26 protein-coding genes are annotated in these 26,369 nt (G+C 57.0%); 16 read left to right on the top strand and 10 right to left on the bottom strand.

What is annotated here, in order from left to right:
* Positions 1–6: 6 nt before the first annotated feature.
* Positions 7–1,395: an adenosylhomocysteinase gene (gene ahcY, locus ACR0D7_RS12080; RefSeq protein WP_170570832.1), complete on the bottom strand. Its 1,389-nt coding sequence runs from the start codon at positions 1,393–1,395 to the stop codon at positions 7–9.
* 101 nt (positions 1,396–1,496) lie between these two features.
* Entirely contained in the window at positions 1,497–1,811 is a 315-nt protein-coding gene (locus tag ACR0D7_RS12075) for a hypothetical protein (protein ID WP_170570835.1), read from the bottom strand.
* 206 nt (positions 1,812–2,017) lie between these two features.
* Here ACR0D7_RS12075 and ACR0D7_RS12070 point away from each other — a divergent pair, with 206 nt between their 5' ends.
* The gene (locus ACR0D7_RS12070) at positions 2,018–2,611 is read left to right on the top strand and encodes an HD domain-containing protein (RefSeq protein ID WP_480679228.1); all 594 of its coding nucleotides are present in this window, start codon (positions 2,018–2,020) and stop codon (positions 2,609–2,611) included.
* A 16-nt stretch (positions 2,612–2,627) separates the two neighbouring features.
* Positions 2,628–3,341, top strand: a complete 714-nt coding sequence (locus ACR0D7_RS12065) for a hypothetical protein (RefSeq protein WP_480679227.1) — start codon at positions 2,628–2,630, stop codon at positions 3,339–3,341.
* 15 nt (positions 3,342–3,356) lie between these two features.
* Here ACR0D7_RS12065 and ACR0D7_RS12060 read toward each other — a convergent pair whose 3' ends face one another.
* Together ACR0D7_RS12060 and ACR0D7_RS12055 are read right to left on the bottom strand one after the other, a co-directional pair.
* The gene (locus tag ACR0D7_RS12060) at positions 3,357–3,911 is read right to left on the bottom strand and encodes an ActR/PrrA/RegA family redox response regulator transcription factor (protein WP_058283361.1); all 555 of its coding nucleotides are present in this window, start codon (positions 3,909–3,911) and stop codon (positions 3,357–3,359) included.
* Between the two features lie 85 nt (positions 3,912–3,996).
* Positions 3,997–4,617 carry an SCO family protein gene (locus tag ACR0D7_RS12055; RefSeq protein ID WP_480679226.1) on the bottom strand — a complete coding sequence of 207 codons (621 nt, stop codon included), beginning with the start codon at positions 4,615–4,617 and terminating at the stop codon, positions 3,997–3,999.
* A gap of 92 nt (positions 4,618–4,709) precedes the next feature.
* On the opposite strand from ACR0D7_RS12055, the gene regB reads away from it, so the two are divergent.
* The 10 genes from regB (at position 4,710) to ACR0D7_RS12005 (ending at position 17,314) form a co-directional block, all read left to right on the top strand.
* On the top strand, positions 4,710–6,107 hold the full coding sequence (regB, locus tag ACR0D7_RS12050) for a sensor histidine kinase RegB (protein WP_480679225.1): 1,398 nt from the start codon (positions 4,710–4,712) through the stop codon (positions 6,105–6,107).
* 64 nt (positions 6,108–6,171) lie between these two features.
* The gene (locus ACR0D7_RS12045) at positions 6,172–7,677 is read left to right on the top strand and encodes a PAS-domain containing protein (RefSeq protein WP_480679224.1); all 1,506 of its coding nucleotides are present in this window, start codon (positions 6,172–6,174) and stop codon (positions 7,675–7,677) included.
* Positions 7,678–7,718: 41 nt separating this feature from the next.
* Positions 7,719–8,192, top strand: a complete 474-nt coding sequence (tsaE, locus tag ACR0D7_RS12040) for a tRNA (adenosine(37)-N6)-threonylcarbamoyltransferase complex ATPase subunit type 1 TsaE (RefSeq protein ID WP_480679223.1) — start codon at positions 7,719–7,721, stop codon at positions 8,190–8,192.
* On the top strand, positions 8,189–9,193 hold the full coding sequence (locus ACR0D7_RS12035) for an aminoglycoside phosphotransferase family protein (RefSeq protein WP_480679222.1): 1,005 nt from the start codon (positions 8,189–8,191) through the stop codon (positions 9,191–9,193). Before tsaE ends, ACR0D7_RS12035 begins: the two co-directional genes overlap by 4 nt.
* Positions 9,190–9,876 carry a nucleotidyltransferase family protein gene (locus ACR0D7_RS12030; protein WP_480679221.1) on the top strand — a complete coding sequence of 229 codons (687 nt, stop codon included), beginning with the start codon at positions 9,190–9,192 and terminating at the stop codon, positions 9,874–9,876. The genes ACR0D7_RS12035 and ACR0D7_RS12030 overlap by 4 nt, the downstream gene beginning before the upstream one ends.
* On the top strand, positions 9,869–12,796 hold the full coding sequence (gene addB / locus ACR0D7_RS12025) for a double-strand break repair protein AddB (RefSeq protein WP_480679220.1): 2,928 nt from the start codon (positions 9,869–9,871) through the stop codon (positions 12,794–12,796). The genes ACR0D7_RS12030 and addB overlap by 8 nt, the downstream gene beginning before the upstream one ends.
* Positions 12,793–16,155 (top strand): double-strand break repair helicase AddA, encoded by a 3,363-nt coding sequence (addA, locus tag ACR0D7_RS12020; RefSeq protein ID WP_480679219.1) that lies wholly within the window; start codon positions 12,793–12,795, stop codon positions 16,153–16,155. Before addB ends, addA begins: the two co-directional genes overlap by 4 nt.
* 6 nt (positions 16,156–16,161) lie before the next feature.
* Complete coding sequence (trxA, locus tag ACR0D7_RS12015; RefSeq protein ID WP_368039644.1) at positions 16,162–16,536, top strand: thioredoxin; 375 nt, start codon at positions 16,162–16,164, stop codon at positions 16,534–16,536.
* Between the two features lie 68 nt (positions 16,537–16,604).
* Positions 16,605–16,955 (top strand): Lin0512 family protein, encoded by a 351-nt coding sequence (locus ACR0D7_RS12010; protein WP_480679218.1) that lies wholly within the window; start codon positions 16,605–16,607, stop codon positions 16,953–16,955.
* On the top strand, positions 16,952–17,314 hold the full coding sequence (locus tag ACR0D7_RS12005) for a Lin0512 family protein (protein ID WP_170570863.1): 363 nt from the start codon (positions 16,952–16,954) through the stop codon (positions 17,312–17,314). Before ACR0D7_RS12010 ends, ACR0D7_RS12005 begins: the two co-directional genes overlap by 4 nt.
* Before the next feature lie 56 nt (positions 17,315–17,370).
* Here ACR0D7_RS12005 and ACR0D7_RS12000 read toward each other — a convergent pair whose 3' ends face one another.
* On the bottom strand, positions 17,371–17,565 hold the full coding sequence (locus tag ACR0D7_RS12000; RefSeq protein WP_480679217.1) for a DUF1127 domain-containing protein: 195 nt from the start codon (positions 17,563–17,565) through the stop codon (positions 17,371–17,373).
* A gap of 197 nt (positions 17,566–17,762) precedes the next feature.
* On the opposite strand from ACR0D7_RS12000, the gene hslV reads away from it, so the two are divergent.
* The gene (gene hslV / locus ACR0D7_RS11995; RefSeq protein WP_480679216.1) at positions 17,763–18,314 is read left to right on the top strand and encodes an ATP-dependent protease subunit HslV; all 552 of its coding nucleotides are present in this window, start codon (positions 17,763–17,765) and stop codon (positions 18,312–18,314) included.
* Positions 18,315–18,410: 96 nt separating this feature from the next.
* Here hslV and ACR0D7_RS11990 read toward each other — a convergent pair whose 3' ends face one another.
* Together ACR0D7_RS11990 and ACR0D7_RS11985 are read right to left on the bottom strand one after the other, a co-directional pair.
* Positions 18,411–19,652 carry an MFS transporter gene (locus ACR0D7_RS11990; protein WP_480679215.1) on the bottom strand — a complete coding sequence of 414 codons (1,242 nt, stop codon included), beginning with the start codon at positions 19,650–19,652 and terminating at the stop codon, positions 18,411–18,413.
* 106 nt (positions 19,653–19,758) lie between these two features.
* Positions 19,759–20,160: a DM13 domain-containing protein gene (locus tag ACR0D7_RS11985; RefSeq protein WP_480679214.1), complete on the bottom strand. Its 402-nt coding sequence runs from the start codon at positions 20,158–20,160 to the stop codon at positions 19,759–19,761.
* A gap of 200 nt (positions 20,161–20,360) precedes the next feature.
* Between ACR0D7_RS11985 and hslU the strand changes: the two genes are divergently transcribed.
* The 3 genes from hslU to ACR0D7_RS11970 all read left to right on the top strand — a co-directional run bounded on the left by hslU (position 20,361) and on the right by ACR0D7_RS11970 (position 24,077).
* The gene (hslU, locus tag ACR0D7_RS11980) at positions 20,361–21,668 is read left to right on the top strand and encodes an ATP-dependent protease ATPase subunit HslU (RefSeq protein ID WP_480679213.1); all 1,308 of its coding nucleotides are present in this window, start codon (positions 20,361–20,363) and stop codon (positions 21,666–21,668) included.
* A 97-nt stretch (positions 21,669–21,765) separates the two neighbouring features.
* Complete coding sequence (locus tag ACR0D7_RS11975) at positions 21,766–22,860, top strand: alpha/beta hydrolase (RefSeq protein ID WP_170570881.1); 1,095 nt, start codon at positions 21,766–21,768, stop codon at positions 22,858–22,860.
* Complete coding sequence (locus tag ACR0D7_RS11970) at positions 22,857–24,077, top strand: MFS transporter (protein ID WP_480679212.1); 1,221 nt, start codon at positions 22,857–22,859, stop codon at positions 24,075–24,077. The genes ACR0D7_RS11975 and ACR0D7_RS11970 overlap by 4 nt, the downstream gene beginning before the upstream one ends.
* Here ACR0D7_RS11970 and ACR0D7_RS11965 read toward each other — a convergent pair.
* From ACR0D7_RS11965 to ACR0D7_RS11955, 3 genes are read right to left on the bottom strand one after another with little or no spacing between them, the layout of a single operon-like run.
* Positions 24,074–24,661: a Smr/MutS family protein gene (locus ACR0D7_RS11965; RefSeq protein ID WP_480679211.1), complete on the bottom strand. Its 588-nt coding sequence runs from the start codon at positions 24,659–24,661 to the stop codon at positions 24,074–24,076. The two genes, ACR0D7_RS11970 and ACR0D7_RS11965, sit on opposite strands and share 4 nt — an antisense overlap.
* Positions 24,661–25,701, bottom strand: coding sequence for a murein transglycosylase A (mltA, locus tag ACR0D7_RS11960; RefSeq protein WP_480679210.1), 1,041 nt, complete (start codon positions 25,699–25,701; stop codon positions 24,661–24,663). The genes ACR0D7_RS11965 and mltA overlap by 1 nt, the downstream gene beginning before the upstream one ends.
* Positions 25,698–26,357, bottom strand: a complete 660-nt coding sequence (locus ACR0D7_RS11955) for a Tim44/TimA family putative adaptor protein (RefSeq protein ID WP_170382335.1) — start codon at positions 26,355–26,357, stop codon at positions 25,698–25,700. The genes mltA and ACR0D7_RS11955 overlap by 4 nt, the downstream gene beginning before the upstream one ends.
* Positions 26,358–26,369: the final 12 nt, after the last annotated feature.

The following is a 26,369-nucleotide window of genomic DNA, read 5'->3' as shown; positions in this document are numbered from 1 at the left end:
CAGCAATCAGTAGCGGTAATGCTCGGGCTTGTAGGGGCCTTCGGGCTTCACTCCGATATAGGCCGCTTGCTCGTTGTCCATTTTGGTCAGCTTCACGCCGATGCGATCCAGATGCAGGCGGGCTACTTTCTCATCCAGATGCTTGGGCAGGATGTAGACGTCGTTTTCGTATTCATCACCCTTGGTGAACAGCTCGATCTGCGCCAGGACCTGGTTGGTGAAGGACGCCGACATCACAAAAGACGGGTGTCCGGTGGCGTTACCCAGGTTCAGCAGGCGACCTTCGGACAGCAGGATCAGGCGATTGCCCGAGGGCATCTCGATCATGTCCACCTGTTCCTTGATGTTGGTCCATTTGTGGTTCTTCAGGCTTGCCACCTGAATTTCGTTGTCGAAGTGACCGATATTGCCGACGATGGCCATGTCCTTCATCGCGCGCATATGCTCGATGCGGATCACGTCCTTGTTGCCGGTGGTGGTGATGAAGATATCTGCTGAAGCAACTTCGTCTTCCAGCAGAGTCACCTCGAAACCATCCATTGCGGCCTGCAGGGCGCAGATCGGATCCACTTCGGTGACTTTCACACGGGCACCCGCACCACGCAGCGAGGCAGCCGAGCCTTTGCCCACGTCGCCATAGCCACACACCACAGCAACCTTACCGGCCATCATGGTATCGGTGGCGCGGCGGATACCGTCGACCAGCGATTCCTTGCAGCCATATTTGTTGTCGAATTTCGACTTGGTGACCGAGTCATTCACGTTGATCGCCGGGAACGGCAGGTGGCCGTCCTTCACCAGCTGATACAGGCGGTTCACGCCGGTGGTGGTTTCCTCGGACACACCCTGAATCTGGTCGCGCATCTTGGTGAACCAACCGGGCGAGGCCGCCATACGTTTGGCGATCTGAGCCTTGATGACCTCTTCCTCTTCCGAACCGGGGACGGGGATGATGTCCTCACCGGCTTCGGCGCGTGCGCCCAGCAGGATGTACAGCGTTGCATCGCCGCCATCGTCCAAGATCATGTTGGGGCCGTCTTCGAACAGGAAGGATTTGTCCAGATAGTCCCAATGCTCTTCCAAAGTCTGGCCTTTGATCGCGAAAACCGGAACACCGGCCTCGGCAATCGCCGCCGCCGCGTGGTCTTGCGTCGAGAAGATGTTGCACGACGCCCAGCGCACATCTGCGCCCAGCGCAACCAGTGTTTCGATCAGAACAGCTGTCTGGATAGTCATGTGCAGCGAACCAACGATGCGGGCGCCTTTCAGAGGCTTGCTTTCACCATATTCGGCACGCAATGCCATCAGGCCCGGCATCTCGGTTTCCGCGATATCCAGTTCCTTGCGGCCGAACCCGGCCAACGAAATGTCTTTGACGATATAGTCCCCGGCCATCAGGTGCTCCACTCCGGTAAATCACGTTCGGGCTGCCCCTAGCATTCCTTAGGACAGGTGGCAACGAACTTGGCCGGAAACGGGATAATCTGCCGGTAAAATCAGCTTGGCTCACCCTTCAGTGCAATTTTCGGGGTCGCTTCAAAAAAATCTGTGCCAACGGCGACAATACAACTAATGCCGTTCGCCTGGGTCACCAGAACCGTATAGCTTCCGGTTTCCTTCGAGGTCCAAACCTCCATCACGGCCTGCGCCCCACGGGTTTTCTGCAATCCGCCAAAGGTCAGCTCTTCTGAATAGTTGTCCTGTAGTTTGGCAATCACATGCTCGCGTTGTGCACAGCCTTGAGCAAAGGCCGGTGGGGCAGTTGCGGCCATCCCAAAGGCCAGTGTCAGTCCAAACAGTCGCTTAAACATAGTTCGCTCCTTTCGATACGCGTTACGGTCCGAGAGGGGCACACCGAGAGGAGTATGCACCCCCCCTCAGCACAAATGTCGGTATCACCGCGCGCCAATTCAAAGCACGCCCGGTCAAGAAAAAGTTGGCAGCTGGTGATCTCGACAGGTAAAGCATAACACAAAAACGCGAAACTTACGTGTCCCACTTCACAAGGCATGGCAAAATGGCAACACAACCCCGAGCATGGCAGCGGATGCTGTCGGGGCGCAGGCTGGACCTGCTGGACCCTACCCCTGTGGACATCGAAATCGAAGATATCGCCCACGGACTGGCGTTTGTGGCCCGCTGGAATGGCCAAACAGCGGGGGATTTTGCCTATTCCGTGGCCGAGCACTCCCTTCTGGTTGAAGAACTGTTTGGCCGAATTGCCCCCAAAGCACCTGTGAAATGGCGGCTCGCGGCTTTGTTACACGACGCGCCGGAATATGTGATCGGAGATATGATCTCGCCGGTCAAAGCCGCCGTCGGCCCCGATTACGGCGCGCTGGATGACCGTCTGGCGGCGGCAATCCATATCCGGTTTGGGTTGCCTGCTGAGGTGCCTAAAACGGTGAAACGGCAGATCAAGAAAGCCGACAAGATCAGCGCCTGGATGGAGGCCACCCAGATTGCAGGGTTTTCCGAGGCAGAGGCGACCAAGTTCTTTGGTCGTCCGGACAAGGCGGTAATGGAAGGGTTGGAAATTACCTTGCGCCCACCAGTTGAGGTGCGGGAAGCGTATACACAGCGTCATTTAGAACTATTGCAACACCTATAGCAACTTGGATCGGCTAATGATCAGAAAGACCCTTTATTCCTTTATCCTTTCGGCCTTTGCAACCGACTTGGTTGCATCGCAACACGACGATGCAGGCTATTTGTTTGATGAGTTTTTTACCGAAGCGCATATCGAACAAATTCGCGACAACTCTGCGAAAATCTACGTGCTGAATTTGTCCAAAAAACTGGGCGAGTTCAGCATAAGAGTGATCGAAAAGGAACGCTTTGAAGAAATGGTTCCGAACTCGGTTACCGACATAGCAATCAGTGGCCTTCGATCCGATACTATCGATCATATTCTGGAGGATTTTTCTGCTAGTGAGCTTTCAGGTATCGTGGAGTTTCTTAACTCTGACGTTTGGCAAAAGCTAAAAGAAGCACCGAGTGCTGATAACGTTGTAGTCATACCCGGTTTTGCCGGGTACGACGAAAATTCAACCAAAAGCATTCTTTCAGAAGAGAAGTTTCAACAGTTTCAAGCCTTTTTTGAAAGCGAACCCGGCAAAGCCTTCGAAGAGGAGATACGGGGGTTCTTGATTTCACTTGGGTTTGGAGTTGGTTTAGCCCCTCTTCGTATGAACAATATAGAACCTGAAATTTACGCACCCTTTGTTATCGAAGTTCTGGAGGCTGACAGGATTGTAGCGTTTTCAAACCCTGTGGCGCGCAAAGACTTGATCGCCCAATTCAAGGCCGAAATGCTCAAAACACAGTCGCACGCAAACTGAGACTAGAGAATAAGTCTACCGCGGACTACGCTTCGCCAAAATCCGCTGCAACGTCCGTCGATGCATGTTCAGGCGACGCGCTGTCTCGGAGACATTCCGGTCGCACAGTTCATACACCCGCTGGATATGCTCCCAACGCACGCGGTCCGCGCTCATGGGGTTTTCCGGAGGCGGGGGCAGTTCGTCACCCTTGGCCAGCAGCGCGCTGGTGATGTCGGTGGCATCGGCGGGTTTCGACAGATAATCAGTCGCGCCGATCTTGACGGCAGCCACAGCGGTGGCAATCGCACCATATCCAGTCAGAACCACAACCCGGCTGTCGGGGCGTTTTTCACGCAGCACTTCGACCACATCCAGACCGTTGCCATCCTCAAGCCGTAGATCGACAACGGCATAGGCGGGGGGACGCGCGGTTGAAATGGCGCGGCCTGCGGCGACGGATCCGGCGGTTTCAACTTCGAAGCCGCGCTTCTCCATGGCTTTGGCCAGACGTCTCAGAAACGGTTCGTCATCATCCACCAACAAAAGTGATTTATCGGGGCCGATGTCGAGGTCAGAGCTGTCCGCCATATTCTGTTCTTTCCGCTATTTCACGCCTTTGGCTTAACCATGAGTAATAGCAGCGCCATCCCAAAGGTCAAATCGACTGTTCGTGTTAGATTTGATCCAGAAAGCATCCGACCTTGTCAGCCATCTGCTCAGGTGTGTCATCGCGTTTGAAAAATTCAAGGAAACCGTGCTCGGGCGTCACCAGATAGGTAAAGGTGGAATGGTCGACCAGATAGAACTCATCGCCTTTGTCATGGGCCTTGTAATAAGTCTTATAAGCCTGGCTGGCTGCCTTTACCTGTTCGGCCGAGCCCGTCAGCGCGATAGTCTTGCCGCCAAGGTTGAACGCATAGTCATCCACCACCTCGGGCGTGTCACGGTCAGGGTCGATCGAAATGAACAGGGGTGTCACCGACTGGCCACGCTCGGCCAGGATATCCACGGCATCAGCATTGCGCGACATGTCAAAGGGGCAGACGTCCGGGCAGAAAGTATAGCCGAAATAGACCAGCGTCGGTTCAGTGATCACATCCTTGTCGGTAACAGTTTCGCCTTTGCCATTGATCAATTCGAACGGGCCACCAATGGTTGCTGAGCCACCGGCGATCTGGCTGGACCGGCATTGCGCAAATTGATCATTCGACCCAGCACCCCGTGTCAGCAGCCACATGGCACCCAGACCAACGGCCAGAACAACGGTTGCGAGTATGGCATAAAGACGGATCATGACATCAATCCTGCAATGAAAGGGGTTGTTGATCGTTTCGGCCGGGACACCTATCAAGATGTTCAGCCGATGCAACAGGACATAATAGACCGATGGCAAATTCCAACAGCACGTTATTGCGCGGTCAGGAACGCAGCAGCTGGATTCGGCTGCGTACCCTGATCCTGCTACGCTGGGTCGCTATTATCGGCCAGTTCACGGCCATCACCGTCGCGCAGCAATACTATCACGTGCAGCTGGAACTGGCGCTGTGCTATCTGGCGATTGGTATCTCGGTCATGGGTAACATGACGGCCATCCTGTTGTTTCCCCAAAACAAACGGCTGAGTGAGTTCCAGAACTTTTTGATGGTCCTGTTCGATCTGCTGCAATTGTCGATTCTTTTGTACCTGACAGGGGGCCTCAACAATCCGTTTGCCCTGTTGCTGCTGGGTCCGGTGACAATTTCAGCCAATGTAATGAGTACCCGTTCGACCCTGATCGTCGGAGGCGTCGCGCTTGCGCTGACAACGGTGCTGGCAGAATTTCATCTCCCCCTGCGCACGGCTGCAGGGGTTGAGCTTGAGATCCCCGGCATATTGCTGTTCGGAAACTGGGCCGCCATTGTCATTGCCATTGTCTTTATCGGTGCCTATTCCCACCGGGTCAGTTCCGAAGTCCAGTCCATGTCCGAAGCGCTTGCGGCAACCCACATGGCCTTGGCGCGCGAACAGAAGCTGACCGATCTGGGAGGCGTGGTCGCGGCCGCTGCGCATGAGCTTGGCACGCCACTGGCCACGATCAAACTAACCAGTGCAGAATTGATCGAAGAGCTGGATGACCGCCCTGAGCTGAAGGAAGACGCAGCCCTGATCCGCGAACAGGCCAACCGTTGCCGCGATATCCTGCGCGACATGGGGCGAGCGGGGAAAGACGATTTGCATTTGCGGCAGGCACCTCTGTCCACCGTTGTGCATGAGGCTGCCGAACCTCATATTCACCGGGGCAAGACTGTTCATTTTGCTGAAGGTCCGGTTGGGGACGGCGATGTGCAGCAGCCCTCGATCCTGCGAAAGCCCGAAATCATCCACGGGCTGCGCAACCTGATCCAGAATGCAGTGGATTTCGCCCGGGGCAACGTTTGGGTCGAAGCAGAATGGAACACCGATCATATTATCATCGACATTATGGATGACGGGCGCGGCTACCCTGTTCATATGATCGGCAGGATTGGCGATCCCTTCATGCGCCGTCGCCGGACCGAAACAGATCAGCAAACACGCCCGGAATATGAAGGAATGGGCTTGGGCCTGTTCATCGCTAAAACCTTGTTGGAACGCAGCGGTGCCGAGCTGCATTTTGCTAACGGCTCGGACCCCTATCAGAACTTGTGTGATGATCCCGAACGCCGGGGCGCAATCGTAAGGGTGTCATGGCCGCGTAACCTGGTAGACGCACAGACCGGCGATACACCAGTGCCTTCGGGCGCAAATCAACGTATTCAGGTCTGAATTAAGACCCCGTTAACTATTCCGGCGCATAGTTTTCTTTTGTGGTGTCATCCCCGAGGAACGCATGGTCGAGTGGATCATCCTGGCCGCTATCAGCCTGGTATCAGCCAGTCTGGCAGCGCAATGGCTTTTACCCCGTCGCCGACAAACAGGTGACAATTTCGGACTGTCCGCCCCGGCATCGCTGTTTAACGCGGTGTTTCTATTCGACGAAGACCGGTTAATCAGCCATTCGGACATCGCATTGGACGGGTTTGAATCTGTGCGCGATTGGGCCGATCTGCGCCGCCTGTTGAAAAGGGATTTCCCAACCTTTCCGGAGGTTCCCGATCATATCCGTCGGGCGGGCACTTTGGTCATTCCTGCTATCGACTGCACTATCGAAAGAGATGTTTTTTGTGAATGGATCGACGGGATCGTCCGCGTTCAGCTGCGCGACAGCATAGATCGACCGGCACCTGAGAAACGCAACGCACAGGATCCAATACGACAGGCGATGGAGCAGGCACCTTATCCTGTCTGGCTGCAGGATCACCAAGGCAATGTACGGTGGTGTAATGCCGCCTATGTCTCTTTGGTGCGCAAAGTGCGCGGTCAGGACACCGATCTGACCGCTCCACTGTTTCCAGGCGCGGACAGCGAAACACGGTTGAGCACAAAAACTCGTATCTCAATCTCGTCCGACGACAGTGAAAACAAGCTGTGGTTCGACCTGACATTAGTTGATCATACCGAAGGGCATCTGTGCTATGCGGTCGATATAAACGCCATCGTTGCGGCAGAAACCACACAGCGCAAATTCGTTCAGACAATGACGAAAACCTTTGCCCAGCTTTCCATAGGGTTAGCCATTTTCGACCGAAACCGCCAATTGGCCCTGTTCAACCCGGCCTTGATCGACCTGACCGCCTTACCCCCGGACTTCCTTAGCTGCCGCCCCAGCTTGTCCAGCTTTTTTGACCGGCTGCGCGATCAGCACATGATACCGGAACCCAAAAACTACCGCAGCTGGCGCAGTCAGATGAATGATCTTCTCGAAGCTGCCGAGGACGGAAATTATCAGGAAACTTGGTCGCTACCGTCCGGTTCGGTTTATTCGGTCAGCGGCCGCCCTCACCCAGACGGCGCCGTGGCTTTTTTATTCGAAGATATCACTGCCGAGATCACCCTGACCCGAAGGTTTCGCTCGGAAATGGACCTGATGCAGTCAGTGCTGGACAAGTTGGTCGACGCCATCGCTGTATTTGGCGACGACGGAACCCTGGCCTTCACCAATCGTGCATATCAACAGCTGTGGGGCGATACCGGAGAGGTCGGGTTCGAGCTGGATTCCGTACTGGAAGTGACGCGCACCTGGCAGGAACATTGCGCGGCCACTCCAATACTGGGTGAAATCCGGGATTTTGTGGAAATGCGGGATAATCGCGCCGAATGGTCCAGCGGACTTCGCTTGCGAAACGGCACTAACCTGACTTGTACTGTCAGCCCTATGCAGAACGGCGCAACGATCGTCCGGTTCACGACTGAAGATGCCCCGAAAGCTCTGCCAATTCGGCAAATCAGCGCTTGAACCGGGTTGCAGCCGACCGGACGTAAGGCCATTGTGGCGCCATGACGCCGCATTCACGTTCGATCACCCTGAATTCGCCTGAAGAAACCGCAGAACTGGCCACCGGGCTGGGTGCGAAATTGCTACCTGGCGATATCGTTTTGCTTGAGGGCGAAATCGGCAGCGGCAAAACTCATTTTGCCCGCAGCCTGATCCAATCACTGATGATTGTGCCCGAGGATGTCCCATCACCCACCTTCACACTGGTGCAAGCCTATGACACCCCGTCCGGCGATATCTGGCATTGCGATCTGTACCGACTGAGCGCGGTGGAAGAGATCGAAGAATTGGGCCTGACCGAAGCATTCGACGCTGCCATTTGTCTGATCGAATGGCCCGGCAAACTGGGTCCGTTAACCCCAACCAACGCCCTGACGCTCCACTTACAAACAGACCCTAATTCAATGGAAAAACGTCAATTGACCCTATGCTGGTCCGATCCGAAATGGCCCCAAAAACTGGAGTGCGCCGCATGACAAACCGGGCTGTTCTGGCCGAGGCCCTGATTGCACAAACACCTTGGTCCAACGCGATACGCACTCCGCTGGCCGGGGATGCCTCGCACCGCCGGTATGAGAGATTGACCGATCCTGACACCGGCCAGACAGCGGTTCTTATGGACTCTGCTCCCGGCAAGGCTGAACCGGTCGAGGCCTTTGTCCGCATGGCAAACTACTTAAGAAAAATCGGCCTCAGCGCGCCGGAGATCTATGCCGAGGACACCGAATTCGGATTTTTGCTGCTGGAAGATTTCGGCGATGACCTGTTCGCCCGCGTTCTGGAGCAACACCCGAAGAAAGAGCGCGAACTGTATGAGGCCGCAACCGATGTACTGATCGAGCTACATAAGGCGCCAACCTTGTCGCTGCCCTCGTACGACCCGACCCTGATGACCGAGCTGGCGGCGCTGGCTTTCACCAAATACGCGCAGGCGATTCTTGGTAAATATGACACGGATGCCCGGGTTCGGTTCGAACACCGCTTTTCGGACATTCTGCATCGCGAAACCTCGGGCTGCAAAGTGGTCGTCCAGCGCGACTATCATGCGGAAAACATGATCTGGCTGCCAAATCGCGAAGGGGTGAAGCGGGTAGGTCTTCTGGACTTCCAAACCGCCATGCTGGGGCATCCGGCCTATGACCTTGTCTCGATGCTGCAGGATGTGCGTCGCGACGTATCCCCGGGTACTGAGATGCGGATGGTGAACCGGTATATCACAGCAACAGGAGTGAATGATCACGATTTTCGCACCGCTTATGCTGTGCTGGGTGCACAAAGAAACCTGCGAATTCTCGGGGTGTTTGCTCGTCTGGCGACAGAACACGGCAAACCAAATTACATTGACCTGATCCCGGCCACTTGGGCGCATCTTATGCGCGATCTGAACCACCCTGCGTTGGTCACAGTCTCCGATCTGCTGCGAGATGCCCTGCCCGCACCGACCCCAGTGAATCTGGACAGGCTCAGACAGACATGACCCGACACCCCGACGCCGTGATGCTGTTTGCTGCCGGGTTCGGCACCCGGATGGGCGCATTGACCAAAGACCGGCCCAAACCGCTGATCGAAGTCGCAGGTCGCCCCTTGATTGACCACGCGTTGGGTATGGTCGACGATCTGCAACCGGCGCGAGTTGTTGCCAACCTGCATTACCTGCCTGATCAGCTCGAGGCGCATCTGGCCCCTAAAGGCATACAGCTATCGCGCGAAGAGCCCGAAATTCTGGAAACAGGCGGCGGTCTGCGCGCCGCCCTACCCTTATTGGGAGAAGGTCCGGTTTACACCCTGAACACCGATGCAATTTGGTCTGGGCCGAACCCGCTGACCCTTCTGCGTGATATCTGGGACCCTGGCCGGATGGATGCCTTGCTGATGTGTGTGCCAACCGGGCAGACCATTGGCCATTCCGGGTCTGGCGATTTCACTGCGGATGCGGATGGGCGAATCATGCGCGGGCCGGGGCTTATCTATGGCGGGGCGCAGATCATGAAGACCGAAGGGCTGGTGGCGATTTCAGAAAAAGCGTTCTCGCTAAACATTCTCTGGGATCAGATGCAAAGCCAAAGGCGTCTGTTCGCCGCCATCTATCCCGGCCGCTGGTGCGATGTGGGCCGCCCAGAAGGTATCGCTTTGGCCGAAGGTCTGATTGCCGATGTTTGAGCCCAGCGCCGCGCCGCGTGTCTTTGCCGTTCCACCCGGCGCTGATTTCCCCAAAGCGTTGGTAAACGGATTGCGGGTGCGCAGCGCCGATCACCCGCCCGAAGCGCTGGCGCGCATACAACTGGTCGTCAACACCCGACGCATGGCCCGCCGCGTGCGCGAACTGTTCGATCAGGGCCCGGCCTGTCTTTTGCCGCGGCTGTCTTTGCTGACCGACCTGGGTGAAAGCGTCGATCTCGCGCAAATCCCTCCGGCCATTCCACCCCTGCGGCGCAGGTTGGAGTTGACGCAGTTGATTTCCAAGCTGTTGGAACAACAACCGGATCTCGCTGCGCGATCCTCATTGTTTGACCTGTCCGACAGTCTGGCCGCGCTGATTGATGAAATGCAGGGCGAAGGGGTATCCCCCGACGCGATCCGGCAACTGGACGTCAGCGATATGTCCGGTCATTGGGCCCGCGCGCAGGCGTTTATCGGGATTGCCGATCATTTCGTCGATTCCGGCCCCGATGCACTGGATGCGCAAGCGCGGCAGCGGCGCGTAGTGGAGAACCTGATCGACCGCTGGCAGGTCGCACCACCGCAACATCCGGTGATCCTTGCGGGCTCGACCGGGTCGCGCGGCACCACGCTGATGCTGATGGAGGCCGTCGCCCGCCTGCCGCAAGGGGCGTTGATTCTGCCTGGCTATGATTTCGACCAGCCGGACACTGTCTGGCGGGGATTGGACGAAGCGCTGACCTCGGAAGATCACCCGCAATACCGTTTCCGGAAACTGATGACACGGCTTGTCCTTCAGCCCGGACAAATCAAGCCTTGGACAAATGATTCTGCCCCGTCGCCTGCGCGTAACAAACTGATTTCACTAGCATTACGCCCTGCCCCGATCACCGATGCCTGGATGTCCGAAGGCCCTCAACTGACCAATCTGGAAGATGCCACCCAAGACCTGACGCTGGTCGAGGCGCAATCCCCCCGGGCCGAGGCGCTGGCCATCGCCCTGCGCCTGCGAGAGGCCGCCGAAACCGGCCAGACCGCCGCGCTAATCACGCCTGACCGGATGTTGACCCGTCAAGTCAGCGCTGCGTTGGATAGATGGGACATCCTGCCCGACGACAGTGCGGGCCTGCCGTTGCAATTGTCGCCTCCGGGTCGGTTCCTACGCCACGTGGCAGGTCTGTTCGCCCGGAGGCTCGAAGGTGAGGCGCTACTGACGCTACTGAAACACCCGCTCTGCCATGGCGGCGGTGATCGCGGCGCACATCTGCTGCATAGCCGCGATCTGGAACTGGATTTGCGGCGTCATGGCCCACCGTTCCCTGACGGCGCCAGCGTGACCGCATTCGCCATCCGCAAAGAGGTGCCCGAGGGTTGGATGCGCTGGCTCACCACGCATTTTTGCGATCAGCATGTAACCGGTGAGCTGCCGTTGTCAGAGTGGGTATCGCGTCTGCGGAGTTTGGCCGAGGCGATTTCCGCCGGAAGCGAGGGTGAAACCGGACCACTGTGGGAGAAGAACGCAGGTCAAAAGGCATTGGCAGTTCTGACCGCAATGGAGAACGAGGCCCAACATGGCGGCCAGATGACCGCCCATGATTTCGCTGATCTGCTGGGCGCGCTTCTGGCAGGCGAAGAAGTTCGCGACCGTGATGCGCCGCACCCGCATATCATGATCTGGGGTACACTCGAAGCGCGGGTACAGGGCGCCGATCTACTGATCCTGGGCGGCTTAAACGAGGGCAGTTGGCCCGAGGCTGCTGCACCAGACCCCTGGCTTAACCGTCAGATGCGCGACAAGGCCGGTTTGTTGCTGCCTGAACGCCGGATCGGCCTGTCGGCCCACGATTTCCAACAAGCTGTCGGCGCGCCCGAGGTCTGGCTAACCCGCGCAACCCGATCCGATGACGCCGAAACCGTGGCATCACGCTGGCTGAACCGTATGACGAACCTGTTGCAGGGCTTGCCGGGGCAGGGTGGTCCCGAAGCCCTGGCAGCCATGCGTTCACGGGGTCAAAAATACCTGCGCTGGGCAGAACAGCTCGAGGCTGCACCCCGGATAGAACCGGCCCCACGCCCGTCGCCGCGTCCCCCTGTTGCCGCCCGCCCGCGCAGCCTGAGTGTGACCGAGATCAAGCGCCTGATCCGTGATCCATACGCAATCTACGCCAAGCACGTGCTGCGCCTGCGGCCACTGGATCCTCTGGTACAGGCGCCGGATGCTTTGCTGCGCGGGATCGTAATCCACGAAATCCTCGAACATTTCGTCAAGGACAGTGTTCTTGATTCTGCCTTGCTGACCCGCGAAAACTTTCTGAAACGCGCAGAGACTCTGCTGGACCGGCACGTGGCGTGGCCCACCGCCCGAAAACTTTGGCTGGCACGGTTAGAACGGATCGCAGACGATTTCCTGAGCGCCGAAACGTCCCGACGCGGTGACGGAGGGCCGGTGGCGTTTGAGGCAGCTATGAAATTGGTGCTGTCGCCACTGGATTTCACCATCGCAGGTCGGGCCGATCGGATTGACGTCAACAGCCGGGGCGCGCTGCGGATCGTGGATTACAAAACCGGTACGCCACCGACCGAAAGCCAGCAGGCCAAATTCGACAAACAGCTATTGATCGAGGCCGCCATGGCCGAGCAGGGCGCTATCGAAGGGATCGACCCGCTGCCCGTGGCTGAGGCTATCTTTATCGGCATGGGCGGCACCTATAAAGAGGTCCAAGCTCCTTTGGGCAAGGAGCCGCCCGATAAAGTTCTGAGCGAGCTAAAAGAGTTGATTTCGGCTTATTTAGAGCCTGATCAAGGCTTCACGTCCCGTAGGATGTTGCACAAAGACACAGACATTGGGGACTATGACCATCTATCCCGCTTCGGCGAATGGGACCGCACAGCCGATACCACGCCAGAGGACCTGATATGAGCGCCCGCAACGACGCAACCGAGCGACAGGTGCAGGCGGCGCGGCCCGATGCCTCGACCTGGCTGGCGGCCAATGCGGGCTCGGGCAAAACCCGGGTTCTGACCGATCGGGTGGCACGGTTGTTGCTGAACGGGGTACAGCCGCAACACATCCTATGCCTGACCTATACAAAGGCCGCCGCCAGCGAGATGCAGAACCGGCTGTTCAAGCGGCTTGGTAAGTGGGCGATGCTGGATAACAACGAGCTTGAGGCCGAATTGGTCGAGCTTGGCGTGACAGGTGCCATTGACCCCGATCGGCTGGCCCAGGCCCGCACCCTGTTCGCCCGCGCAATTGAGACGCCGGGCGGTCTGAAGATTCAGACGATTCACTCGTTCTGTGCGTCCTTGCTGCGGCGGTTCCCGCTGGAGGCCGGGGTCAGTCCGCAATTTTCCGAGATGGAGGACCGCGCCGCAGCCCTGTTGCGCGAAGAAATTGTCGCAGATTTTGCCGAAGGTCCGCAGGCCGCGCTGATCGAGGATGTCGCCCGTTTCGTTACAGATACCGGATTTGAGAACCTCACGGCTGCGATCACCCACAAGCGTAACCTGTTCACCCATTCACTGGACTGGTCCGACCTGTTGCAGAAATTCGATCTGCCTGACGGGTTTGACGAAGATACCCTGCTGGGACGCGTGTTTTTAGAAGGCGAAGTCACCTTCATTAATTCGGCTATCGAGGTTCTACGTACCCAATCGAAGACTATGGTCGAACTGGCAGGTACGTTGGCCAGCGTTGATTGGGCTGCCCCCAAAAGAATCGACTTAGAGACTCTGTATTCCGTATTTCTGTACAAAAAAGATGGAAAGTTTCGACCTGAAGCAAAGACAAAATCCGTTCCGACCAAAAAAACGCAGGACGCTCTAGGTACTCAGACTGGTCAGTTTCACAACCTGATGGAACGAGTGGCAGAAGCTCGTGAAATGGAACTGGCGTTTGTTGCTGCGCGCAAGACGCATGTCCTGCACCGCTTTGCCGCCGCATTCCTGCCGGAATATGAACAACGCAAGCAGTTGCGCGGCTGGTTGGATTTCGACGACCTGATCCTGCGCGCACGGCAGGTGCTGAATGACCCCGCGGTGGCTGAATGGGTTTTGTACCGGCTGGACGGTGGCATCGACCACATTCTGGTGGACGAGGCTCAGGACACCAGCCCGGACCAATGGGACGTGGTCGAAAAGCTGGCGCAGGAATTTACCAGCGGGGAAGGGGCGAGATCCGGAGTCGAGCGCACCATCTTCGTGGTCGGCGACAAGAAACAATCCATCTATTCATTTCAGGGGGCCGACCCGCAAGCCTTTGACCAGATGCAAAACGAGTTTGGCCGCAAACTGACAGAATCAGGCTCTAAACTGTGGGATTTGACGTTGGAATACTCGTTCCGATCGTCCAGCGCGATCCTGTCTCTGGTCGATATCCTGTTTGAAAACCGCGTCGAGGCAGGGTTCCACAAGGATAGCCAACACCGCGCCTTCAAGTCCGATCTTCCTGGTCGGGTCGATCTTTGGCCGGTGATTGAAAAGATCGAACAAGACGATGACGGAGACTGGACCGACCCGGTGGATCGTCCGGGATCGCGCCATCACACCGTCATTCTGGCCGAGAAGGTGGCCAAGTCGATCAAGGACATGATCGACAGCGGCGAGACGATCCCCGAGGATGGCAAAACACCCGGGACTTTCGTGCGTCGCAAGGTGCAACCGGGGGATTTCCTGATCCTCGTCCAGCGCCGATCAGACCTGTTTGCCGAAATCATCCGCGCCTGTAAGGCCCTGCGCCTGCCCATTGCCGGGGCTGACCGACTGAAGGTGGGCGCGGAATTAGCGGTGAAAGATCTGGCCGCGTTGCTAAGCTTTCTGGCGACGCCCGAGGACAGCCTATCGCTGGCGACCGTGCTGAAATCACCTTTGTTTGGCTGGTCGGAACAGCAACTCTTTGATCTGGCGCACAGGCGGCAGGAACAATTCCTGTGGGCCGCGCTGCGCCAGCGGGCTGAGGAATTTCCCGAAACGCTGGACATCCTGAATGATCTGCGTGGCCAGATCGACTTTCTGCGCCCCTACGACTTGATCGAGCGCATTCTCACCCGCCACGACGGACGCCGCAAATTGCTGGGGCGTCTGGGGGCAGAGGCCGAGGATGGAATCAACGCGCTGCTGTCGCAGGCGCTGGCTTATGAGCGTACCGATATCCCCAGCCTGACAGGATTCCTCGTCTGGATGCAGACCGACGATCTGGAAATCAAACGTCAGATGAGCGGTGTTGGCAACATGATCCGGGTGATGACGGTGCATGGCTCCAAGGGGCTTGAGGCGCCTATCGTGATCCTGCCGGATACCGGCAAACGTCAGGCCCCGCGCGATGCCGAGATCATGGTGGGTGAGGGGATACCGCTGTGGAAAGTACCGGCAGACGCCTCGCCAGCCTTGATCGCACAGGCGCGGGCTGAAGCCCGCGACAGGGAAGAGAATGAGCGGCTTCGTTTGCTATATGTGGCTCTAACACGTGCAGAAAAGTGGTTGATTGTGGGCGCGGCTGGGGATGTCGGCAAGGACGGAACCAGCTGGTATCAGATGGTTGAGGCCGCAATGGCGCGCGCAGGGGCCACTCAACTACCCGATTCCGAGACCTTGCGTCTGGCCCACGCGGATTGGGACGCGCTGCCGATGGTGGAACACACGGAAGCCGAGGTTTCCGAAACGCCGTTGCCCAAACACTTCACGTCCTCAGCAACCGCCCCGGAACCAGCGCCGGAAACACTCAGTCCTTCAGATCTGGGCGGAGCCAAAGCGGTTCCCGGCGACGGCGGCCTGGATGAAGAAGCCGCCAAACTGCGCGGCACGCGTCTGCACCTGTTGCTGGAGCATTTGCCATCCGTCGAACAGGACACGTGGTCGCAGCTTTGCACCCGGATACTACCTGATATGCAGGAAATCGAACGTCAGGAGCTGTTGAATGAGGCAATTGGCGTTTTGACAAGCGGGCATCTGCAGGCCGTTTTTGCAGCTGACACACTGGCCGAAATCCCTATCACGTCGGACCTGAGCGGGGTGCGCATTCACGGTGTGATCGACCGGCTGATCGTGACGAAGACCGATGTGCAGGTAATTGATTTCAAATCCAATACCATCGTTCCGAATAGCCCAACCACTTGCCCCGAAGGCTTGTTGCGGCAGATGGGGGCTTACGCGCAGGCTTTGGCGCAGATCTATCCGGACCGCGAAATTCGCACGGCCATCTTGTGGACCCGCACAGCAGAGCTGATGTGGCTGCCACACGATCTGGTGACAGAGGCATTGGCACGCGCCCAGATATCTTGACCTCGGATTGTCCCGACCCTACGTTCAGTTCCCGAGTTTACCCCATTCAGGAGACAGAATATGTCGACCGTAGCCGTAACCGACGATACCTTTGACGCCGAAGTCAAGAATTCCGACATCCCAGTTGTTGTCGATTTCTGGGCCGAATGGTGTGGCCCCTGCAAGCAGATTGGCCCCGCTCTGGAAGAGCTGGCCGCTGAATACGGCGACAAGGTGAAAATCGCCAAGGTTGATGTGGACAGCAACCCGAACTCGGCCGCCGCCATGGGCGTGCGCGGCATTCCGGCGCTGTTCATCTTCAAGGATGGCCAGGTTGTTTCGAACCGCGCAGGCGCGGCCCCGAAAGCGGCACTGCAAAGCTGGATCGAAGAATCCATCTGATCGGATGTGATCAGAAAACATCAAAGGCGCCTGACATCGGGCGCCTTTTTTGTTCTGAGGAGGATCAGATGGCAAAAACACGAGTTCTTGTGGAATTCGGAATGGGCACGTCGCTGCGTCGTGAGGACTATACCGAGGCCGCAATGCGAGCGATCAAGGATGCGCTGTGGCATAACTCGGTCAACATGGCCGAGCTGTTCGGTTTTCCGAAAGAGGCTATGATCATCGACGCTGAGATCGGTGTGCAGAAACCCGACCAGGTGGATCAGGACGCGCTGAAAGCTATTTTCCCTTATGGCCAGCCGAATATCACCGTCACGCAAGGTGGGCTGGATGTTGAAAAACCGCATACCGATGGCCGCACCGTCATCGCCAACGCCGCCATCATCGTCTCATTCGACATGGAGCCCGTGACATGACCGAGAAGCGTATCATTTTGGAAATGGGCACCGGAAACGACCTGTATGGGCAGGATTACACAAAGGCCGCGCGACGGGCGGTGCAGGACGCGCTGCATCATTCGTCGATCACCCTGTTTTCAAAGCTGGGCATCGACCATGCCGAGATGCGCGTGCAAGTGACGATTGGCGTGCAAAACCCGGATCGCGTGGATTGCGACTTGGTCGCCGCCGATCTGCCCCGTGGTCGTGCCGAGGTTCGGGCTGTCAAAGGTGGGCTGGATGTCGAGGATACTGAAGCTGGTACAGTGCACGTGGTTGCGACTGCCGCTATCGAGGCCTTCCTGCCGGATCTCGCCGGTCAATACAAACTGACCTGACAAAGAAAAAGCCGCTCGGATGAGCGGCTTGCATTCTTCTTCGCACTGTTAGCGGATTAGACGTCGCTGATGTCCGCACGGCACAGGCCGATATCGTCCAGCTGTGCGTCGCTCAGTTCCGACAGGATCTTGCGAGTTTTGCGAGTTTCATTCCACGCAATTGCATTGTCATAGATTGCGTAGAACGTGTCCACTACGTGCAGGATGGTAGCTGCTCCGAGCGGCGCATGGATATTTGCAGTGGTTGCCATTTGCGCATTCCTTCAAACAGAAACAGCCGACCCTTCGTCGGTTGTGAGCCTCATTTAGGACCAACAGCCGAGTCTCACAATTGCTAGTCCGGTAACCCCGAATTGCGATTCTTGCATATCTTTTAAGCAGCTTGTGACCTGTTGCGCTGCGGGCGGGTCCAGCCCATATAGGGTGCCAGCGAAGAATGGAGGCCCTGATGGCAGACAGCGATTTTCCCGGTTGGCATGGCACAACGATCATTGGCGTCAAAAAGGGCGGCCAGGTGGTGATTGCCGGCGACGGACAGGTCAGCCTGGGCCAGACCGTGATCAAGGGCACCGCCCGCAAGGTGCGCCGCCTGTCCCCCGGCGGGTTCGAGGTTGTTGCCGGTTTCGCCGGATCGACCGCTGATGCGTTTACTTTGCTGGAAAGGCTGGAAGCCAAGCTTGAGGCCACACCGGGGCAACTGGCCCGCTCCTCGGTCGAGTTGGCCAAGGATTGGCGTACCGACAAGTACCTGCAAAAGCTTGAGGCGATGCTGATCGTCACCGACGGTAAAGACCTACTGGTGATCACCGGGGCAGGGGACGTGCTGGAACCGGAACACAACGTGGCAGCCATTGGATCTGGTGGGAACTTTGCTCTGGCTGCGGCCCGCGCGATGATGGACAGCGACAAACAGGCCGAGCAGGTTGCGCGTGAGGCGATGGCGATTGCCGCCGATATCTGCGTCTATACCAACGGTAATCTGACGATTGAGACGATCTAAGACAATTTGCGTTTATCTAAAAACACATCATCGAAATACGTGTTCAACCGAAGGGAGAGGCAGCGTATTTCGATTCAAATCAAACGCAATTCTGTCTCAGGCTAACAGCGCCTTTATCTCTTTTCCCTTCCATCGCAGATGCATGCCGATCAGACCCATGATCGCGGCAATGATCACGATGTAATAAGGCACGCGGATGTCGATGCTCATCAACCCGCCGCCTACCAAGGACATGACACCTCCGGCCAGACAGAAAACGGCAGTGGTAACACCCATGACCCAACCTTGGTCGGCCTCACTGACGGATGATGAAAACAAGCCCAGCATGGTCGGGTAGGATACGCCAAAGAAGAAGTAGAAGAAGAACACCGGAATATAGCTCAACACGCCGCTGGGACTGAAGGCGAACGCAAAACCACAGATGACCATGGTGACCAGCGAGGTATAGATAATTTGGTGTTTGTTGAACCGCTGCTGCGCAGGTTTCACCAGGAAAGTACTGGAGAACGCCAACGCAAAACCAATCGTCACCATCGCCATGCTGCCACCGATGACGCCGTAACCCCATGCGCTGGTCAAGAAGTTGTCGACGAAGACATAAAACGTGACGTTAGCGATCATGAACAGTGCATAAACTGGCAGGATTTTTAGAACCATCGGATGTTCACGCACCGCGATCAGACTATCGGTGATGTCACGGGGGCGGAAAACAAAAGGTTCACGCTCGGTGCGGGTATCCTTGAAGAAGGTCATCACAAGGAAGATGGCAATCAGCACCAGAACGAAAGCCCCATAAAAGGGCGTTTTCAACGTTGCAAAGCTGCCCAGCAGGGCCGCATCTGAAAGGACGGCCCCGATGATCGGGCCCCCGACCAGGCCAAAGCTGACACCGGTCACGATGTAACCCATATTACGGTCCCGGTCGGCAGCGTCGGTACTACCGTCAATCATCGCCGCCTGTGCGATCGGCTGATTGCCAGCAGTAAATCCCGTGATCGAGCGGCCAATTATCAGCAGCAGCAGACTGTTCATGTAAAGTGATGCGATAGTCAAAGCATAACCAACAAGCGCTCCACCCAGACAGACCAGCAACGCATTCTTGCGCCCGATGGAATCCGAGACTTTTGAAACGTAAACCACGCCCAGAAACCAGGACAGAAAAAAGCACCCGATCACCAGTCCATAATAGAAATGGCGGCGGCCCACAGGCGTGCTGTCGGGCAGGAATCCGGATTTGGTTTCCATTATGAGGGAATTGATGATGGGAAAAACCAGCCCTTGCCCGATCAGGTCCACAAACACCACGAACAGCAAAGTGATCTTGGCAATCTTCGTCATAAAATTCGCCCTCGGTTCCAATGCCTTGGGGCGAGTGTAACAGACAGGCGTTGCGTCACCTAATGCCAAGTCAGAGGCCGGACGAACCGGCCTCTGACCAGTAGAATTATTTCAGCGATGCAACGCCCAGCGGGACACCGGCAACCTCGCACCAGATGTACACTTCGTTGTAGCCCGACACATCCATGGTCGGCGGCACGGCATAAGACTGTTTGCCGGTCAGATTCAGCAGCGCGCCCAATTTGCTGTCGGGGGCGTAGGTGCCGTCCTTACCAAAGGCCACACGGGGATCGGGGCCGCCATCCAGCGAGAAGTCGTCGCCCAGCTCTACGATGAAGCGCTCGCCATCCTTTACCAGTTTCACCGAGCCGCTGGTGATGTGGTTCGAACGGCCCTCGAACGTGCCTTTCTTTTTGGCGCCGCCAGCCAAAGCAGTGGTGGTGCCAGCCAAGGTCAGGGCCGCGCCGGTGGCAGCAGCTTTCACGAAAAGCGAACGACGAGTCATCATGATGAGGTATCTCCAAAAAATTGTCGCGGGCTAGGGTGCCCATCGCCGGAAGTTATGCCGCAGGCAATGGTCACAAAGCGATTCACATCATGGCGAAAACCCGTGTGCGTTCCGTGAGATGTCGTGATGTTGTCGTGATCGGCTTGTGTTTTCGCTCGGTATGATTAGGTTCCGCTGCGAAACAGACGGATAGATTTGACATGACCGACCTGACCCCGCGCGAGATCGTCTCGGAACTGGACCGCTTTATCATCGGGCAGAAAGACGCCAAGCGTGCCGTGGCCGTGGCACTGCGCAACCGCTGGCGGCGCAAGCAATTGGCCGATGACATTCGGGAAGAGGTCTATCCCAAGAACATCTTGATGATCGGCCCCACCGGTGTCGGCAAGACCGAAATCAGCCGCCGTCTGGCCAAGCTGGCCCGCGCGCCCTTTATCAAGGTCGAAGCGACCAAGTTCACCGAGGTCGGTTATGTGGGCCGCGACGTGGAACAGATTATCCGCGATCTGGCCGATGCGGCCATCATCCAGACCCGCGAATACATGCGCGAAGACGTCAAGGCGCGTGCTCATCAGGCCGCCGAGGATCGGGTGATCGCTGCCATTGCAGGCGAAGACGCCCGCGAAGGCACGCGCGAGATGTTCCGCAAAAAGCTGAAAGCAGGTGAACTGGATGACACAGTGATCGAACTGGAACTGTCCGACAGCTCAAATCCGATGCCAATGTTCGACATTCCGGGTCAGCCCGGCAGCCAGATGGGGATGATGAACCTAGGCGATATCTTTGGCAAAGCCTTTGGCGGACGCACTGTCAAGAAGCGCATGACCGTCGCAGAAAGCTACGACGCACTGATCGGGGAAGAGGCCGACAAGCTGCTGGATGATGAAACCGTCAACCGTGTGGCGCTGGAGTCGGTCGAACAGAACGGTATCGTGTTTCTGGACGAGATCGACAAAGTCTGCGCGCGCACAGACGCACGCGGTGGCGATGTCAGCCGCGAAGGGGTGCAGCGGGACCTGCTGCCTCTGATCGAAGGCACCACTGTTTCAACCAAGTACGGCGCGGTGAAAACCGATCATATCCTGTTCATCGCATCTGGTGCGTTCCACATTGCCAAACCGTCAGACCTATTGCCGGAACTTCAGGGCCGCCTGCCGATCCGCGTAGAACTGCGCGCCCTGACCGAAGAAGATTTCGTGCGCATCCTGACCGAAACAGACAACGCATTGACCCGCCAGTACACCGCATTGATGGGAACAGAAGAAGTCACCGTCAGCTTTACAGATAACGGCATCGCTGCGCTGGCTCGTATCGCTGCTGATGTGAACCAGAGCGTCGAAAACATCGGTGCGCGGCGGCTGTACACTGTGATGGAGCGCGTGTTCGAAGAGCTTTCATTCACCGCACCCGATCAGGCCGGAGCCGAGATCACGGTAAACGCGCAGTTTGTAGAGGACAATCTGGGCGAACTGACCAAATCAACTGACCTGAGTCGTTACGTCCTGTAACCTTTTCAGCCAGATTTCGCTGTTGTTCTGCCCCTATGTCGCTGGACGTGGGGTCAAAATTCGATAGCTTAGCGCAAAAGGCCGCAAGGACCCATTTATGCGCTATCTGATCGTTTTGTTTATCTCTCTTTCACTGGGCGCCTGCGTTGACAGGACGGTAACCGAAATTGTGCCTGCGGCTGCAACCATCGGTACACCAACGACCGTCTTTGCAAGCACCACCCGCGCCCGCGAAGCAGACGGGTCTTACGGCTTCCGGCGCGGTGAAAAGCTGCAGTTTCTGGACACCACCGTCTCGATCCCGCCGACACATACGCCGGGTACGTTGAAGTTTTCATATGCGAACCCGAACCCGAAAAAAGAATTCGTCCTTGCAAATGTGACCGAACTGGACGGGCCTCAGGGGCTGCACGAGCATCTGCGCGGTCAAGACGACGTCACGATTTTTGTGCACGGCTACAACTCCACCCAAACAGAAACCATATTCCGCGCGGCGCAGCTGTCTCATGATATTGGCATTCCGGGTTCTATTCTGGTTTATTCCTGGCCCAGTCGCGCGACTGGATTTGGATATGCCTACGATTTGGACAGCATGCTTTTCGCCCGCGATGGTCTGGAACAGACTATTCGTGAATTGAAATCCATGGGTGTCAAACGGGTTCTTCTCGTGGCACATTCCATGGGCAGCGCCCTTTCAATGGAGATGATGCGCCAGACGGAACTGCAGGAACCGGGCTGGGCCAACAGAAACATTGAAGGTGTGGTTCTGATCTCTCCCGATTTGGATGTGGATCTGTTCCGGTCACAGATGGGACGGATCAAAAATCCGCCTGACCCATTCATTGTCATGGTTTCACAAAAGGACAAGATTCTGAATATATCATCCCGCCTTCGTGGTACGGATGAAGGAGAGCGGCTGGGCAACATCAGTTCGATTGAAACATTAAAGGAATTCCCGATCAACGTGATCGACACGACTGCATTTAACAGCGATGCTCAATCTTCGCATTTCGTTGCAGCGACGTCTCCGGCTTTGCTGGCAATCCTTAGCTCGGTCCGCCGTGTCACCAATACCTTCGGGCCAGATGAAAAAACCCTCGACATTCTGGTTCCGCCTGACGAACGCAACCCTGTCGGCGCAACCGAAATCGTCTTGACGGAAACCGGGCAGGCGCAGGTCTCAACTCCGTGACGCAGTACAAGCTGCTTGGTTTCCTTTACCAGAACGCCTCATGGCTGAGTGCCGGTGTTTTGTTGACCTTCCTGTCCAGTTTTGGCCAGACATTCTTTATCTCGATCTTCGCTGGTGAAATCCGCGCGGCCTATGGGCTAAGCCACGGATCATGGGGCGCAATCTATTCGCTGGGCACCACCCTGTCGGCTGTTGTGATGATCTGGGCAGGAGGGCTGACTGACATCCTCCGCGTGCGGGTATTGGGCCCAGTGGTGCTGGCTGGATTAACACTTGCCGCGCTAGCCATGGCGCTGAACAGCTGGGTATTTCTGTTACCTCTGGTGATTTTCCTGTTGCGTTTGTTCGGGCAAGGTATGAGCACCCATCTTGCTTTGGTCGCCATGGCGCGCTGGTTCACCGCAAACCGGGGAAAGGCGCTGTCGATTGCCTCAATCGGCTATGCGTTTGGCGAGGCGCTGCTGCCGCTGGCCTTTGTTGCGGCGATGGTTTTTCTGGATTGGCGCTGGCTTTGGGTTGTCGCAGCGGGCATCGCTGCTTTGGGTATTCCCATACTAATAAGGTTCTTGCGCCAGGAAAGAACGCCACAAAGTCTTGCGGCCGGGTATTCGTCTACCGGCATGCAAGACCACCACTGGACGCGGCGCGAGGCGCTGCTGCATCCGTTGTTCTGGTTCATGATGCCCGCTGTTCTGGGCCCGTCGGCCTTTATCACCGCCTTTTTCTTTCATCAGGTTCATCTGGCAGAGGTTAAGGGCTGGCTTCATATCCAACTCGTGGCCCTATTTCCCGTCTACACAGGTGTATCGCTGGTTTCGATGTTCGCCGCAGGCTGGGCATTGGATAAATTGGGCACGGCACGCCTGATGCCATTTTATCAACTGCCAATGGCGCTTGGATTTACCATTTTGGCCATATCATCAACCATTGGTGGCGCTACGGTCGGGCTGATTTTCCTGGGGCTGACAGTGGGCGCCAACAGCACCCTACCGAGTGCATTCTGGGCCGAGTTCTACGGCACACAGCATATCGGCGCGATCAAGGCGCTGGCCACGGCGGTCTTGGTTCTTGGCTCTGCCATTGGGCCCGGCCTGACCGGAGTTCTGATCGACTTGGGTGTCCCGCTTAGCACTCAGTTTCTGTGGATTGGTGGTTTTTTTGTTGGGGTCTGCGTGCTGGTCTGGAGAGGTGTATCCCGCGCAGAACCCAGCCTTTAGCGAATACGGCGAAGATAGACGTAATAGGCGCCGTCACCACCGTGACTGATATGCGCAGGTGTAACCTGCATAACCGCTTGCGCCAATGGTGGGATCGTCAACCAATGCGGAACCTGATTGCGCAGAATACCACGCGGGGTCGGGATTGGACCGGGCTCGTCCCTGTCCTTGCCCTTGCCTGTCACCACAAGGACCAACCGTTTGCCCTGCGCCTGAGCTGTCAGTACAAAACGGATCAACGCCGGATGTGCTGCATCCACCCGCATTCCATGCAGATCCAACTTGCCTTCTGGCTTCAGCTTACCACGCTTCATCCGGCCAAAGGCCTTGCTGTCCATCTGAACCGGCGCATTGCGTAGCGTATCTGTTACCGATGGTTTCAGATCGTTAGTCTTTGTCTTTGATTTATGTGACTGGCCCAGCTCGAACGCTTCAAAGCGGGGTTTTGGCACCTTTTTGGGCTTGGGTTTGGGCAGAGACGTTGGATGTACCGTTTGCGGTATCTCAGGATGCATGCGCTCGGCCTGTTTGGCGACCTTGCGCCATAGCTCGATCTCTTCAGCGGTCAGTTTACGGCGAGACATCAATACTCATCCGTGATCAAGGCATAGGCGCGTTGGATTGGCAGCAAGACCACCATTCGACCCGGATCTTTCAGACGTCCGGCCGCCTGACCGGCACTGTCGCCGGTGCCGAAAAAGATGTCGGCCCGCTGTGCACCCTTGATGGCAGCACCAGTGTCTTGCGCAATCATCAGCCTGCGCATTGGATCCTTTCCATCTTTCTCAACCCAAACCGGAGCCCCCAACGGCGTATAGGATGGATCGGCCGCGATACTGCGCATTGAAGTAACGGACCTATTCATCGCCCCCAACGGCCCAAACTCGGGAGCGACGCGCGTGACCTCACGGAAAAACACATAGGAGGGGTTGTGAAACAGCAGTTCGGCCCCAGCTTCGGGGTTCTTGCGCACCCAGGCGCGGATCATCTGGGCGCTGACCTCATGCGCGCCCAAAGCGCCGCGGCGGATCAGCTCGGCCCCGATTGAACGATAAGGATGTCCATTCGCGCCGCCATAACCCACACGCAACGCGCCGCCATCTGGCAGGCGAATACGGCCCGAGCCCTGAATCTGCAAAAAGAACAACTCAACCGGATCATCGACCCAAGCGATTTCAAGCCCCCGGCCCGTCATGGCATCGGTAGACAGGATTTCTCGGCGGCTGAGCCACGGCCCTTCGGCCCGTGCCTCGGGCGGCATTTTGTAGATTGGGTTTTTGTATCGATCCGTCCGTGTGCGCGATCCGTCCAATTCGGGTTCAAAATACCCGGTGAACAGCGCATCCTTTCCGTCTTCGACCAGAACCGGACGGAAGAACAGCTCAAAGAACGACCGCGCAGCATCGGCTTCATAGGTCCGCGCCACACCGCACAGCGCACGCCAGTCTGGGTCTTCCAGATCGCCACATGTGTTCAGAAAAACAGAAAGGGCCGCCCCGTGATCATCGGCGGCCCAGTCTTCAAGGTCGTCAAACGACAGGATCGAGCGCGTCGCCTCAGCTCCGGCGGCACTTGCGGTGGTCATCGCGCCCACCAGTAAGAGCGACCGGAGTGCGGCAATCATGCGTCCGTGGCAACAAGCAGCCAGTTCGGATCGTCCGAGCCCATAACACGGGCAAAGGTCCAGCTGTCCTTTTGGCGTTTGACGGTATTCGGGTTGCCTTCGATGATGTCGCCGCCACGATCCCGAACAACCGAGGTCAACTCACCCACAAACTTCATGGTAATCTCGGCCTGATTGGTATCCTTGTCGAACTTCGCGTCAGTCAGCGCTGTTTCGCGTACACCGATGAACTCGGCCTCGATGGTCAGGCCCTTGTCTTCACGGTCTGCAACGACAGAGACAAATGTGTCGAACACCTCTTCGGACAGGAAAGGCTGGATCTCGTCCAGGTTCCCTTTTTCGAACCCCATGACAATCATCTCATAGGCGCCACGCGCACCCTGCACAAATTCACTGACGGAAAAGCTGGGTTCAATCCGCTTCATCGCGGCCAGTGTCTGTGCTTGTTCGCTGTCTTCGGCGACATGGTCTGTAATGTCGTGATCCGGGCCGCCGTCGATCACTTCGAACCCGCGGCGGGCGCTGTGCCCTTCGGGTTGTTGCTGAACGGGGGGTTTCTCAAAACCTTCACGCGTGCCCAGCACACTTTTCAGGCGCAGGATCAGGAAAACGGCTATTCCGGCAAGGACCAGCAACTGGATCATCGGTTCGTTCATTTCATCCTCTTT

It is taken from the genome of Ruegeria sp. BB7 (assembly GCF_056539365.1).
Note: the sequence above shows the minus strand (reverse complement) of the source record. Positions and strands in the feature narration are given on the sequence as shown.